This is a genomic window from Actinomadura decatromicini (assembly GCF_008121305.1).
Classification (GTDB): Bacteria; Actinomycetota; Actinomycetes; order Streptosporangiales; family Streptosporangiaceae; genus Spirillospora; species Spirillospora syzygii.
In genome coordinates, this window is the sequence record NZ_VSRQ01000008.1 from 194,454 (window position 1) to 207,817 (window position 13,364).

Consider the following 13,364-nt stretch of genomic DNA (forward strand, 5'->3'; position numbering starts at 1 on the left):
CTCACCCCACCCCCAAGCACAGAGGAGACCACGGGCATGTCGCACAGGAGAAGGACCGCGCCCGCCGTCCTCGCCGCCCTGGCCGTCGCGGCCGCCGCCGCCGGCTGCGGCTCCGGCTCCGGCTCCGGCGAGCCGATCAAGATCGCCTGGATGGGCGCGGAGACCGGGGAGTACGCCACGAAGGACCGGCACTACGCCATCGACCTCGCGATCGCCGACATCAACGCCAAGGGCGGGATCGGCGGACGCAAGGTCGAGTACAAGGCCTACGACGGGGGCCTCACCCCGCAGCAGGGCCTCACGGCGGTGAAGAAGGCGCTCGCCGAGAAGCCCGCCGCCATCGTCGGGCTCGCCACGACCGCGCAGGTGAAGGCGACCGCGCCGCTGCTGAAGACCGCCGGGATCCCGACGCTGCACGTCGCGCAGTCGCACACCCTCGGCAAGTCGACGCTGAAGGTCGACAACGTCTTCCGCTACGGGCCGACCGAGGCGATGCAGACGCAGGCGCTCACCGACTACATCGTGAACAACGCCAAGCCGAAGAAGGTCGGGCTGCTCGCGAGCACCGACCCGGGCTCGGAGGAGGCGGCGCGGCTGCTGCGCGCGGGCCTCACGGCGGGCGGCGTCACGAACATCGTCGAGCGGCGGGTGCCGCAGACGGCGACCGACCTCACCGAGGCCGTCCTCGCCTTCCGCGGCGTGGACGCGACCGTGACCTGGAGCTTCCCGACGATCGACTCGCTGTTCCTGCGGCAGCGCGGGCAGAACGGGCTGACCGCGCCGACGTTCGGCGACAACAGCGGCGGCTCCATCCTCGGCGGGCGCCTCAACCCGCCCGCCGAGCTCAAGGGCTACCACTACGTGATCGCCTGCGACCCGGACCTGTCGCAGTCGCCCGAGGCGCAGGCGTACGTCGCCTCCTACAAGAGGAAGTACGGGCCGTCGCCGACCAACCCGCAGCTCGCGCAGGGCTACGACGCCTTCCGGGTGCTGGCCGCCGCGATCGAGAAGGCCGGGGGCACCGACCCGAAGGCGCTCACGAAGGCGCTCGGCGGCGTCACCCACCAGGGCGTCTGCGGAACCTACAAGGCGGACGAGGAGAACGACCTCTACCACTCCGACGTCATCATCGACGCCGAGGGCGGGCTGACCGGACGCAGGCTCCTCAAGACCTACGACGGCCTGACGAGCCGGGCGGGCTGACCGATGGGCCATTTCGTCGGCCTGCTGGCGTCCGGCGTCGCGCAGGGCGCGATCGCCGCGCTCATCGCGCTTGGGATCGTCCTGCTGCACCAGACGACGGGCGTGGTCAACTTCGCGCAGGGCGACCTGCTCACGCTCGGCGCGTACTTCGGGGTGTGGCTGGTCGTGGACCACGGCATCGCCACGATCCCCGCCTACCTCATCGTCGTCGCGCTGGTGTTCGGCGTGGGCGTCGCGATGGAGCGGATCGGGTACGCGCCGCTGCGCCGGCAGCCGATCCTCGCCGTCGTCATCTCCACGTTCGCGCTGGCCCTCGGCCTGCGGTCGCTGATCATCCTGTGGCAGGGCAACGACCAGAAGACGCTGCCGTCCCCGTTCGGCGGCAGGGTCTGGCACTTCGCCGGGGCCGCGATCCCGTACCAGAGCGTGCTGATCGTCGCGGTGACCGGCGTCGTGCTCGCCGGGCTGATGCTCATGCTGCACAAGTCGTCGGTCGGACGGCAGGTCCGCGCGCTCGCCGCCGACCGGGAGACCGCGCTGCTCCAGGGCATCCGCGTCACCCGGCTGTCGGTGCTGATGTTCGGGCTGTCGGCGGCGCTCGCCGGGCTCGGCGGGGTGCTCGTCGCGCCGACGCTGACCGTGTCGCCGCAGCTCGGGTTCACGCTGCTGCTGTCGTCGTTCGCCGCGACCGTGCTCGGCGGCTTCGACCGGATGGGCGCGACCGTCCTCGCGGCGTTCGGGATCGCGATCGTCCAGCAGATGGCCGCCGGATACGTCTCGGCCGACTACGTCGAGGCGTACCCGTACCTGATCCTGCTCGTCGCGCTGGTGCTGCGGCCCAGCGGACTGTTCGGGGAGGTCGTCCGTGTCCGCTACTGACCGCGCCCCCTCGGGGACGGGCCGCGCCCGCCGGGGCCGCGCCGCCGCCCCGCCGCCGATCCGTCCCGCGATCTTCGAGCGGAGGCAGCGCGAGTGGGTCGTCGCCGTCGCCGTCCTCGGGGCGCTGCTGCCGCTGCTCGTGCAGGGCCTGTACGGCACCGGCATCATGATCACGTCGGCGATCTACGGGCTGCTGGCGCTCGGCTTCTACTTCCAGCTCACCCTCGCCGGGCAGTTCAGCCTGGCCACCGTCGGGTTCTACGCCATCGGCGCGTACACGTCGGTGTGGGCGTCGCAGCACGGCGGGTTCCTCGTCGGGCTCGTCACGGCGGTGTTCGTCACCGGCCTGATCGGGACGCTGCTCAAGCTCGCCCTCGCCCGCAGCCCGCTCATCCAGTTCGCCATCGCGACCCTCGCGTTCGGCGAGCTGACCATGATCGTGATGCGCAACTGGACGGGCTTCACCGGCGGCGGCACCGGCCGCTACGGCATCGAGACGAAGATCTTCGGGCTGGCGCTGGACACCCCGCGCGAGTACTTCTACCTGGCCTTCGGCGTCCTCGTCGTCGGCATCGGGCTGGCCGTGCTCGTGGAGCGGTCGCCCGCCCAGCGCGACCTGATCTTCGCCCGCACGATGGGCGACGTCGCCCGCACCACCGGCCTGCCCACCCGCCGCCTCCAGGCGGTGGCGTTCGGCATCGGCGCCGGGTACATGGGCGCCGCCGGTTCGCTGCTCGCGCACACCTCGGCGTTCATCGACCCGTCCTCGTTCCACGTCGAGATCTCCCTGGACGTGCTGCTCATGCTGCTGCTCGGCGGCAGCGGCTCGATCTGGGGGCCGCCGGTCGGCGCGGTCATCCTGACGCTCGTCCCCGAGTGGCTGCGCGACCTCGCGGACTACAAGGAGCTGGTGTACGCGGTGATCATCCTGCTGGTGATCGTGATGCTGCCGGGCGGGCTGGCGTCGCTGCCGGAGAAGGTCCGGGCCCGGCTCACCCGGCGCCCGCCGGGAGGGGCGGTGAAGCGATGAGCGCCGTGAAGGAGGAGACGCCGCTGCTGCGGTGCGACGGGATCACCGTCCGGTTCGGCGGCGTCACGGCGGTGGACGACGTGTCGCTGGAGGTGCGTCCCGGCGAGGTCGTCGGGCTGGTCGGACCGAACGGGTCCGGCAAGTCGACGCTGCTGAACGTGGTGTCCGGGCTGGTCGGGGCGTCCGGGTCGGTGCGGGTGGACGGCGCGGAGGTCCCGCTGTCCAAGCCCGGACGCATCACCCGGCACGGAGTGTTCCGTACCTACCAGACGCCGCAGGTCGACCCGGGCCTCACCTGCCTGGAGAACGTCATGGTGGCGTCCCGCGACCGGGGCCGCCGCACCACCGCCAGCGCGTGGCTGCGCCGCCGCTCGATGTGGGCGCGCGACCGCGAGCGCTGGAGCGAGGGCGCCGAGGCGCTGCGCCGCGTCGGCCTGCTCGACCGCGCGCACCAGCCGGCGGCCGGGCTCGCGTACGGGGAGCGCCGCCACCTGGAGATCGCGCGGGCGCTGATGGCGCGCCCCCGGCTGCTGCTGATGGACGAGCCCGCCGCCGGCCTCAGCTCGGTCGAGACCGAGCGGCTCGTCGACCTGCTGGAGCAGGTCGCCGAGCTGGGCGGCAGCCTGCTGCTGGTGGAGCACAAGATCGCGTTCCTGGAGCGGCTGTGCGGCCGGATCGTCGTCCTCCAGACCGGCCGCCGCATCGCCGCCGGAACCCCCGCCGAGGTGTGGTCCCACCCCGAAGTGATCAGCGCCTATTTGGGGGAGGCGAGGTGAGCGCTCTGTTGGAGGTTCGTGGGCTGGTTGTTTCGTATGGGCCGGTCGACGCGGTTCGCGGCATCGACCTGGAGGTCGGGGAGGGGGAGACCGTCGCGCTGCTCGGCGCGAACGGCGCGGGCAAGAGCTCCACGCTCCGCGCGCTGTCCGGGCTGGTGAAGGCGCGCGGCGAGGTCCGCTTCGGCGGGGCCGACCTGCGCCGCGTGTCGCCGGACGCGATCGCCCGCGCGGGGCTCGTCCACGTCCCGGAGGGGCGGATGCCGTTCCGCAGCCTCACCACCGAGGAGAACCTCCTCGTCGGGACCGTGGCGCGCGGCGGGCGCACCGCGGAGTTCACGCTGGCCGACGTCTACGACCTGTTCCCGCCGCTGACGAAGCTGCGGCGGCGCGGCTCGTGGACGCTGTCCGGCGGCGAGCAGCAGATGATGGCGATCGGCCGCGGCCTGCTCGCCGCGCCCCGCCTCCTCCTGCTGGACGAGCCGTCACTCGGCCTCGCTCCAGCCGTCGTCGACACCGTGTACGCGGCGCTGCGCGAGGTCAGGGAGAAGATCTCCGTCCTGGTCGTGGAGCAGAACGCCGGGCTCGCGCTCGGCCTCTGCGAGCGCGCCTATGTGCTGGCCGCCGGGGAGATCGCCATGAGCGGACCGGCGGCCGAGCTCGCCGACCGGGAGAGCCTGCTCGCGTCCTACCTCGCCCGCGAGTCCGACGCCGACCACGACGTCGACCACGACGCCGTCCCCGAGGTCCGCCACGAGGCCCACCACGACGAGAGGCAGGCTGGATGACCACCCTCTTCGACATCATCGCCGGGCACGCCGAGATCGGCCCCGACCGCCTCGCGCTGCTGACCGAGCAGGACGGCGTCCGCACCTACGGCGAGCTGGCCGGGAACGCGTCCGCGCTGGCCGCCGCGCTGCGCGTCAAGCTCGGCGTCCCGGCCGGGGCGCGGATCTGCGTGTGGGCGCGGAACCGTCCCGAATGGGTGGAGACGTACCTGGCGGCGGGCGCGGCGGGCCTCGCCACCGTCGCGGCCAACCCGGAGTGGACGGACGCCGAGGCCCGCTACGTGTGCGCGCACTCCGACTCGGTCGCGGTCGTGTGCGACGCGGACCTCGCCGCCCGCGCCGTCGCGCTCGCCGCCGGGATCCCGGGCCTCGCGCACGTGATCGCGCTGTCCGGCGACGAGGGCGGCGCGCCGCCGCCGTCCGCCGTCTCCTACGGCGAGCTGATCGCCACCGCGCCGCCCCCGGAGGCCCGTCCGCGCCGGGACGCGTCCGCGTCGGCCCCGCTGCTCATGTACACGTCCGGTACGACGACCGGACGCCCCAAGGCGGTGGTGTCGGAGCCGAACGCCGCGACCGGGATCGACTACAACGAGATGTTCGGGCTCACCGCGTCCGACCGGGCCCTGGTCGTGACGCCGTTCTTCCACGGCAACGGCTTCGGCGGGCTGATGTCCGCGCTGGCCTACGGCGCGGCGGCGGTCTTCCCGCGCCGCTTCTCCGCCGGGCGGTTCTGGCGCCTCGTCGACCTCTACCGGCCCACCTACCTGTTCACGCTCGCCCCGATCGTCAACATCCTCATGGGACGCCCCGCCGCGTGGCACGAGCGCACCCACGCGTTCCGCGTGCTGATCGTCCTCGGCTGCGCGGGCGGCGCGCCCGCGATCGAGGAGCGGTTCGGCGCGCCGGTCATCGACTGGTACGGCATGACCGAGGCGGGCATGGGCACCTACACGCGGCTGGACGAGCCGCGCCGCCCCGGCTCGGCGGGCCGCCCGTTCCCCGGCTCCGGCATGGCGATCGTCCGCTCGGACGGGACGCCGGCCGCGCCCGGCGAGACCGGCGAGGTCGTCTTCGACCGGGCGAGGATCGGCTTCGCGGGCTACCTCAAGGACGCGGAGGCCACCGCGTCCGCGCTGGACGACCGCTGGTTCCACACCGGCGACCTCGGCTACTTCGACGACGACGGCTACTTCTTCTTCGTCGACCGCAAGAAGGACATCGTCCGGCGCGGCGGGGAGAACATCTCGTCGATCGAGGTCGAGTCGGTGCTGCGGGAGCATCCGGGCGTCGCGGAGGCGGCGGTGCTGGCCGTCCCGGACCCGGTGCTCGGCGAGCGCGTCATGGCGTTCGCGGTCGCGTCCGACCCGGCCGTCCCGCCCGCCGCGGACGAGGTGCGGAGCTACGCCGGGGAGCGGCTCGCGCACTTCAAAGTGCCCGAGGACGTCGTCTTCATCGAGCGGATGCCGCGCACCGCCACCGGCAAGATCGAGAAGTTCCGCCTCCGCGAACGCTTCGGGGAGTCCAAGTGAGCGGGTTGACGTTCGGGCTCCAGTTGCCCGTGCAGGCGCAGTCGACGCTGTTCGCCCAGCCGTGGGAGCGCGACGCGGGGCCCGCCGAGATCGCCGCCGTCGCGCAGGCGTGCGACGCGCACGGGTTCGACTACGTCGCCGTCTGCGACCACGTCGCGATCCCGCGCGAGCACGCCCCGCGCATGACGACGACCTGGTACGACACGGTCGCCACGCTCGGCTGGCTGGCCGGGATCACGCGGCGCGTGAAGCTGATGTCGCACGTGTACGTCGTCGCGTACCGCAACCCGCTGCTGACGGCGAAGGCGTTCGCGACGCTGGACGCGCTGTCCGGCGGCCGGGCCGTGCTCGGCGTCGGCGCGGGGCACCTCGAAGGCGAGTTCGCGCTGCTCGGCGTCCCGTTCGCCGAGCGCGGCCGCCGGACGGACGAGGCCGTCCGCGCCATCCGGGCCAGGTTCGCCGACGAGTGGGGCGGCGGGGACGGCGGGCAGCGCCCGCGCCCCGTCCAGCCGGGCGGCCCGCCGATCTGGATCGGCGGCTCGTCGCCCGCCGCGATCGACCGGGCCGCGCGGCTCGGCGACGGCTGGCTGCCGCAGGGCCCGCCGCCCGAGGGGACCGCCGCCGCCGTGTCCGCGCTGCGCGCCCGGCTCGCGGCGGCGGGACGCGCGGACGCCCCGTTCGCGGTCGGCGGCGGCATGCACGTGTACGTGGGCGTCCCGCACGACGGCGTCCCGGAGCGCGCCGTGACCGGGGAGCCGGAGAAGATCGCCGCGCTGCTGCGGGCGGAGGCCGAGCTGGGCGTCACGCACGTGCAGCTCTCGTTCCCGGTCCGCGGGCACGAGGAGCTCGTCGACCAGATCGCCGCGTTCGCGCACGAGGTCATGCCGCTCGCCGGCGGCGGAGGGGAAGGCTGATGGACGACTACCCGGTCAAGGTCGGCGCGATGCTGTTCACGATGGTGGACCCGCACCGCGGCCACGAGGTCGCCTACAACCGCTGGTACGAGCGCGACCACTTCTACGCGGGCGTCATGGACGGCCCGCACGCCCTCGCCGGAGGCCGCTGGGTCGCGCCCCGCGCGCTGAAGGACCTGCGCTTCCCGGCGGGCAGCCCGTTCGCCGAGCCGCTCGACGCGGGCTCCTACCTCTCCGTCTACTGGTACCTGGAAGGCAAAGTGGACGCGCACACCGCCTGGGCGGGGGAGCGCGTCTGGTGGCTGTACGACAACGGCCGGGGCTTCGCCGAGCGGTCGCACGCGCACACCGGCATCTACACGTTCGAGTCGGCCCGGTACGCCGACGACGACGGCGTCCCGATCGAGCTGGCGCTCGACCACGGCTACAAGGGGCTCGCGGTGATCGTCGCCGAACCGGCGGACGGCGGCACGGCGGACGACCTGCGTACCCACCTCGAAGACGGCCCGGCGACCGGGCTGCTCGCGGCCGACGGCGTGGACACGGTCTCCTCCTGGACGCCGCGTTCCGGCCCGACCGGGAACGGCGGCGGTTCGCCGATGGCGCTGGGCACCACCGGCGGGAGCGCGGAACGGGTCGTCCAGCTCGTGTTCCTGGAGTGCGACCCGCGCGAATGCTGGGACGCCGTCCGCGCCTACGCGAAGGCGGTCGAGGCGGGCGGCGCCGGACGTGTCACGTTCGCCGCCCCGTTCCTGCCGACCATCGTCGGCACCGACGCCTACACCGACGAGCTGTGGTGAACCGGTGATCACCACCGAGACCCCGGCGCGGCTGTGGATCGGCGGCGAGCAGGTGGACGGGGAGGGCGGCGCCTACCCGGTCGTGAACCCGGCCACCGAGGAGGTCGTCGGGCTCGCGCCGAGCGCGTCCGCCGCCGACGCCGACCGCGCCGCGCGGGCCGCCGCCGACGCGTTCCCCGCCTGGTCCCGGACGCCGCCCGAGAAGCGCGCCGAGATCCTCGACCGGGCCGCCGACCTGCTGGAGGCCCGCTACGCCGAGCTGTTCGCGCTCGTCCAGGCCGAGACCGGCGCGACGACCGCGATGACCCGCACCGCGCAGGTGCCCGCCGCCGTCGCGCGGCTGCGCCGGTACGCGCGCTCCGCCGCGGCGTCGCCCGAGGTGCCGCTGCCGCCCGCGGCCGACCCGGTCGGCCGCGGCGGGCTGGTCAACGCGATGGCCGTCCGGCAGCCGGTCGGGGTGGTCGCGTGCGTGACGTCCTACAACGTGCCGCTCACCAACGTCGTCGGAAAGATCGGCCCGGCGCTCGCGGTCGGCGCGACGGTCGTCGTCAAGCCCGCGCCGCAGGACCCGCTGGGCGTGATCGCGCTGGTCGGCGCGCTGCACGAGGCGGGCATGCCGCCCGGCGCGGTCAACCTCGTCGTGGCGCCGGGGCCGGAGCCGTCCGAGGCGCTGATCGCGTCGCCGCACGTCGACATGGTGAGCTTCACCGGCAGCACGGCGGTCGGCACCGCGATCGCCGAGGCGGCCGGACGCGACTGCAAGCGGCTCCTGCTCGAACTCGGCGGCAAGGGCGCGAGCCTCGTCTTCGACGACGCCGACCTCGACGCCGCCGCGCGCGGCACCGCGAGCACCTACACGTTCCACTCCGGGCAGATCTGCACCGCGCCGACCCGGCTGATCGTCCAGCGCGGCGTGTACGAGCGGATGGTCGAGCGGCTGGCGGCCATCGCGGGGGCGCTGCCGGTCGGCGCCCCGGCCGCGCCGGACACGGTCGTCGGCCCGGTGATCAGCGGCGCGCACCGGGAGCGGGTCGAGTCCTACGTCCGGGCGGGCGCGGCGGACGGCGGGACGGTCCTGGCGGGCGGCGCGCGTCCGCCCCTCGACCGCGGCTTCTACGTCGCGCCGACGCTGATCGCGGGCTGCGCGCCCGGTTCGCGGGCCGTCCGCGAGGAGATCTTCGGCCCGGTCGTCGTGGCGCTGCCGTTCGACGACGAGGAGGAGGGGATCGCGCTCGCGGGCGACACCGAGTTCGGGCTGTACGACTACGTCTGGTCGCGGGACACCGTCCGCGCGATGCGCGTGGCGCGGCGGCTCCGCGCCGGGAACGTCGGGATCAACACGGTCGCCCGCAACCCGGAGACCCCGTTCGGCGGATTCAAGAAGAGCGGCGTGGGACGGGACGGCGGCGACTTCGCCCTCCACGCCTACACCGAATTCCAGAGCCTGGTATGGCCGGGATGAACGGGAGGGGCACGATGCGCGGCATCGTATGGACCGGCGAGCTGGAGGTCCGCGACGACGTCTCGGTGCGGGCGCCGGGGCCGCGCGAGGTGGCCGTCCGCGTCCACCGGGCGGGGCTGTGCCACAGCGACGTGTCGGTCGTGAACGGGACGATCCCGTTCCCCACCCCCGTCGTCATGGGCCACGAGGGCGCCGGGGTCGTCGAGGAGGTCGGACCCGCCGTCTCCGACGTCGGGCCAGGCGACCACGTGGTGCTGACGACGCTCGGCAACTGCGGCCGGTGCGCCGCCTGCGACCGCGGCGAGCCGACGCTGTGCCGCGCCTCGCTCGGCGTCCGCGCCGACCGCTTCACCCTGGACGGCGCGCCCGCCTACCAGTTCGCGAACGCCGGGGTGTTCGCGGAGCGGACGGTCGTGCACGAGTCGCAGGCCGTCGTGATCGACCCGGACGTGCCGCTCGACGCCGCCTGCCTGATCGGCTGCGCCGTGCTGACCGGCGCGGGCGCCGTCCTCAACCGCGCGCAGGTCCGGCCCGGCGACACGGTGCTGGTCGTCGGCGCGGGCGGGATCGGGCAGTCGGTCGTCCAGGCGGCGCGGATCGCCGCCGCCGGGCGGATCGTCGTGGTGGACGCCAACCCCGCCAAGGAGGAGACGGCCCGCCGGTTCGGCGCGACCGACTTCGTCGACGCGTCCGCCGTGGCCGACGTGCCCGCCGCCGTCCGCGACCTCGGCCTGCCGGACGGCGTCGACCACGCCTTCGAGTGCGTCGGGCACCCGTCCCTGATCAGGCAGGCCGTCGACCTGCTCGCCTGGGGCGGGACGTGCGTGCTGCTCGGCGTCCCGCCGCGCGACGCGGAGGCCGCGTTCCAGGTCGCGTCGCTGTACCAGAACAAGTCGATCCTCGGGTGCCGGTACGGGGCGGCGCGCCCGCAGCACGACATCCCGCTGCTGGTCGGCCTGTACCGCGCCGGGCGCTTCGACCTGGACGCCATGGTGAGCCGCGTCTACGACCTCGCCGGGATCGGCGCGGCGATCGACGACCTCGCCGGAGGGAGGCTGAACCGCGGGGTGCTCGCGCTCGCCTGAGCGGCGCACCGGCGGCCCCGCTCCCGCCCAAGGGTGACATCAGTGAATCTTCGCGCGAAAGCCTACGTCACGGGCGTTACCCGGCATCGATCAACGATGTCGCATACACACATGTCATTAGCGTGTAAGCTCCATGCTCGCACGGCCCGGCGGGACGGGCCGATGCCGCCGGCGCGCCGCGCGCCGGGACCGACAGGCGTCGAATGTCGAGGGGGTCGAGCCCGTTGGCCGAACCGGTTCCGGCCGGCCAGGAGAGCGGACTCCGGTCGAGGCTGACCGAGGCCGGCCTGGCGGCGTTCGCCCGCCACGGCTACGCCAAGACCACGGTCGACGACGTGATCCGGCAGGCCGGCACGTCCCGGGCGACGTTCTACCGGTACTTCGAGAACAAGCGCGCCCTGTTCCACGAGCTGAGCGGCGACTGCTTCCGCGAGCTGCGGGCGCTCGCCGACCGGCTCGGCGCGCTGCGCCCCGAGGAGGACGCCCGCGCCCGGCTGCGGCTGTTCCTCGCCGACTACGACGCGCTGCACGTCCGGTTCAGCGGCGTGATCAGGGCGTGGACCGACAACGTCGCCCCGCTCGACCCGGAGCTGGCCAAGGAGGCCGACACCGCGTTCGTGAAGCTCGTCACCGCCTTCTGCGGCCCGATCGACGCGGCCGGGACGGCGTCCGACGTCCCGACTGAGCTGCGCGCCGCCCTGCTGTACGTGGTGGTCGAGCGCATCCACTTCTACGCCCGCTCGCAGTACTCCGACATCGACATCGACCGCCTGCACGACACGCTCGCGGTGATGATCCAGCGGGCGTTCTTCGGCGGCGGCGTCCCCACCGGCTCCCGCCTGCGCATCGGCGGCCGCTGACCTGCACGGTCGGGTGACCGCGGCGACGCGACCGCCGCGCGAGGATCACCTGACCGTCCCTCGGAATCTGGGGGCCGCCCCCAGGTCGGCTCAGGCGGCGGACGCCGCGGGGGCGCCGAACAGGGAGCGGTGGACGAACTCGGTGAGCACGGTGACGATCTCGCGGTAACTGGCGACGAGCGAGCCGTAGTAATAGGTGAAGTTCGTCCGTTCGAGGGTCGCGTAGATGACGAGCGCGGCGAGGTTCGGGTCGATCCCGATCGCGTCGCTCTCCCGGATGCGGGCGGCGAGGATCCGGCGGTACTCGCCGAGCATCTCGACGCCGTTGCGGGCGATGTCCTCGGCGGCGGCCTGCGCCTCGACCAGCGCCCGGAACATCGGCATGTGCCGCTGCTGGTGGTCGCAGAAGCGGCGGACCCACGCCTCCAGCTCCGCCCGTCCCTCCGGGCCGGGCGTCAGCGGGCCGAGCGTCCGCAGGACGTCCGCGAGCCCGGTGCGGGTGGGCTCCAGCGCCTCCCAGAGCACGTCGGTCTTGTCGGTGAAGTACAGGTAGAAGGTGCCGTAGGAGGTCCCCGCGCGCTCGGCGATCCGGGCGATGCGCGCGTCGTGGTAGCCGTGCGCGGTGAACTCCTCCACGGCGGCGTCGAGCAGCAGCGCGGCCGTGCGGCGGCCCCGCGGCCGGGACGGGCGCTCCTCGGCGGGCGGCCGCTGGGCCGGGCTGTCGTCGTCCACGTGTCGACCCTAGAGGATTCGCGGGTGGAAACGGACCCCCACCAGCGGAAGAGGGGCGGGGGTCCGTGCTCGCGCGATCAGGCGGCTACGCCGAGCAGGCCCATCATGTTGCCGCCCATGATCTTGCGGATGTCCGCTTCGGCGAGGCCCTGGAGCTCGTCGACGTAGGACAGCGGGTCGGCGAGCCCCTCCACGTGCGGGTAGTCGGAGCCGAAGATGATGTGGTCGGAGCCGAGCAGCTCGATCAGGCCGCGCGGGTCCTCCTCGTGGAACGGGTGCATCCAGAAGTTCCGCTTGAACGTCTCGGACGGCTTCTCCGGGAACACCTGCGGCATCGTCCCGTAGGTCTCGTCGAGGTGCTCCAGCAGGTGGGGCACCCATCCGGCGCCGTTCTCGATCAGCGCGATCCGGACGCCGGGGTGCCGCCACAGCGCGCCGTGGAAGATCATCGAGGTGACGGCGTCCTGGATCTCGCGGTGCGCGTTGCGCATCGCCGCGGTGAACGGCATCGGCTGCGCGAACGCCTGCATTTCGAGCTGCGTCCCCTCCCACTCGTTCCAGTAGCGGTTGTAGCCGCTGTCGGACGCGTGGAACACGACGAGCGTGCCGGACTCCTCGATGAGCTTCCAGTACGGGTCGTACTCGGGCAGCGCGAACGAGCGCGGCCCCTGGTAGCCCCACGCGGGCGCGGGACGCATCAGGACGACCTTGGCGCCCTTGTCGAGCACCCACTCCAGCTCCGCGATGGCCTTGTCGACCAGGCCGGGCGTGATGATCGGGGTGGAGAAGATGCGGCCCTCGTGGGCGAACGGCCAGTCCTCCGACATCCACCGGTTGAGGGCGTGGATCGCGGCGGAGCACAGGTCGGGGTCGTCCCGCATGCGCTCCTCGACGAGGCTGGCGAGCGTCGGCATCATCAGCGAGTAGCCGAGGCCGAGCTCGTCCATCAGCTCAAGCCGCGGCCCGGCCTCGCGGAAGGCGGGCGGGCAGTCGATGCCCCGGCCGATGATCTGCCGGATGCTCTTGCCCTCTGGGTTGCCGTGCTTGAAGTACTCCTCCTGGGCGCCCGGCTTGCCGACGCGGTCGAACGTCGGGTTCGGGATGTAGTCGCTGATGTGCCCGCGGACGACGATCTTCGTGCGGCCGTGGACGTCGACGTAGTCGATGGCGCCCTGGTACTTCTCCGGCAGGTGCCTGGTCAGCGCTTCGCGCGTCTCGTACAGGTGGTTGTCGGCGTCGAACACCGGGAAGCCGAGTTGGCGAGATGGCATGCGGACCTCCTCCTCAGTCCCTCTAATCTATCAGACGA

General features: G+C 73.4%; 13 protein-coding genes. 11 read left to right on the top strand and 2 right to left on the bottom strand.

Annotated features, from left to right (window positions below):
- Window positions 1-36 precede the first annotated feature (36 nt).
- From FXF68_RS33705 to FXF68_RS33750, 11 genes are all read left to right on the top strand, one after another.
- Complete coding sequence (locus FXF68_RS33705; protein ID WP_148766513.1) at window positions 37-1,203, top strand: ABC transporter substrate-binding protein; 1,167 nt, start codon at window positions 37-39, stop codon at window positions 1,201-1,203.
- Between the two features lie 3 nt (window positions 1,204-1,206).
- Window positions 1,207-2,082: a branched-chain amino acid ABC transporter permease gene (locus FXF68_RS33710; RefSeq protein WP_148766515.1), complete on the top strand. Its 876-nt coding sequence runs from the start codon at window positions 1,207-1,209 to the stop codon at window positions 2,080-2,082.
- Entirely contained in the window at window positions 2,069-3,112 is a 1,044-nt protein-coding gene (locus FXF68_RS33715; protein WP_148766517.1) for a branched-chain amino acid ABC transporter permease, read from the top strand. The genes FXF68_RS33710 and FXF68_RS33715 overlap by 14 nt, the downstream gene beginning before the upstream one ends.
- The gene (locus FXF68_RS33720) at window positions 3,109-3,888 is read left to right on the top strand and encodes an ABC transporter ATP-binding protein (protein ID WP_148766519.1); all 780 of its coding nucleotides are present in this window, start codon (window positions 3,109-3,111) and stop codon (window positions 3,886-3,888) included. Before FXF68_RS33715 ends, FXF68_RS33720 begins: the two co-directional genes overlap by 4 nt.
- The gene (locus FXF68_RS33725; RefSeq protein WP_246179092.1) at window positions 3,885-4,673 is read left to right on the top strand and encodes an ABC transporter ATP-binding protein; all 789 of its coding nucleotides are present in this window, start codon (window positions 3,885-3,887) and stop codon (window positions 4,671-4,673) included. Before FXF68_RS33720 ends, FXF68_RS33725 begins: the two co-directional genes overlap by 4 nt.
- The gene (locus FXF68_RS43305) at window positions 4,670-6,202 is read left to right on the top strand and encodes a class I adenylate-forming enzyme family protein (RefSeq protein ID WP_222870203.1); all 1,533 of its coding nucleotides are present in this window, start codon (window positions 4,670-4,672) and stop codon (window positions 6,200-6,202) included. The genes FXF68_RS33725 and FXF68_RS43305 overlap by 4 nt, the downstream gene beginning before the upstream one ends.
- Window positions 6,199-7,116: a TIGR03619 family F420-dependent LLM class oxidoreductase gene (locus tag FXF68_RS43310; RefSeq protein ID WP_222870204.1), complete on the top strand. Its 918-nt coding sequence runs from the start codon at window positions 6,199-6,201 to the stop codon at window positions 7,114-7,116. The genes FXF68_RS43305 and FXF68_RS43310 overlap by 4 nt, the downstream gene beginning before the upstream one ends.
- Window positions 7,116-7,916 carry a hypothetical protein gene (locus tag FXF68_RS33735; protein ID WP_148766521.1) on the top strand — a complete coding sequence of 267 codons (801 nt, stop codon included), beginning with the start codon at window positions 7,116-7,118 and terminating at the stop codon, window positions 7,914-7,916. The genes FXF68_RS43310 and FXF68_RS33735 overlap by 1 nt, the downstream gene beginning before the upstream one ends.
- 4 nt (window positions 7,917-7,920) lie before the next feature.
- The gene (locus FXF68_RS33740) at window positions 7,921-9,378 is read left to right on the top strand and encodes an aldehyde dehydrogenase family protein (protein WP_148766523.1); all 1,458 of its coding nucleotides are present in this window, start codon (window positions 7,921-7,923) and stop codon (window positions 9,376-9,378) included.
- Window positions 9,379-9,392: 14 nt separating this feature from the next.
- On the top strand, window positions 9,393-10,463 hold the full coding sequence (locus FXF68_RS33745; protein WP_148766525.1) for a zinc-binding dehydrogenase: 1,071 nt from the start codon (window positions 9,393-9,395) through the stop codon (window positions 10,461-10,463).
- A gap of 224 nt (window positions 10,464-10,687) precedes the next feature.
- Complete coding sequence (locus FXF68_RS33750) at window positions 10,688-11,323, top strand: TetR/AcrR family transcriptional regulator (protein ID WP_187438231.1); 636 nt, start codon at window positions 10,688-10,690, stop codon at window positions 11,321-11,323.
- A gap of 90 nt (window positions 11,324-11,413) precedes the next feature.
- Here the strand turns inward: FXF68_RS33750 and FXF68_RS33755 are convergent, their stop codons facing one another.
- Together FXF68_RS33755 and FXF68_RS33760 are read right to left on the bottom strand one after the other, a co-directional pair.
- Window positions 11,414-12,055: a TetR/AcrR family transcriptional regulator gene (locus tag FXF68_RS33755; protein WP_148766529.1), complete on the bottom strand. Its 642-nt coding sequence runs from the start codon at window positions 12,053-12,055 to the stop codon at window positions 11,414-11,416.
- Between the two features lie 77 nt (window positions 12,056-12,132).
- Window positions 12,133-13,326 (bottom strand): amidohydrolase family protein, encoded by a 1,194-nt coding sequence (locus FXF68_RS33760; RefSeq protein ID WP_148766531.1) that lies wholly within the window; start codon window positions 13,324-13,326, stop codon window positions 12,133-12,135.
- Between the last annotated feature and the right edge of the window lie 38 nt (window positions 13,327-13,364).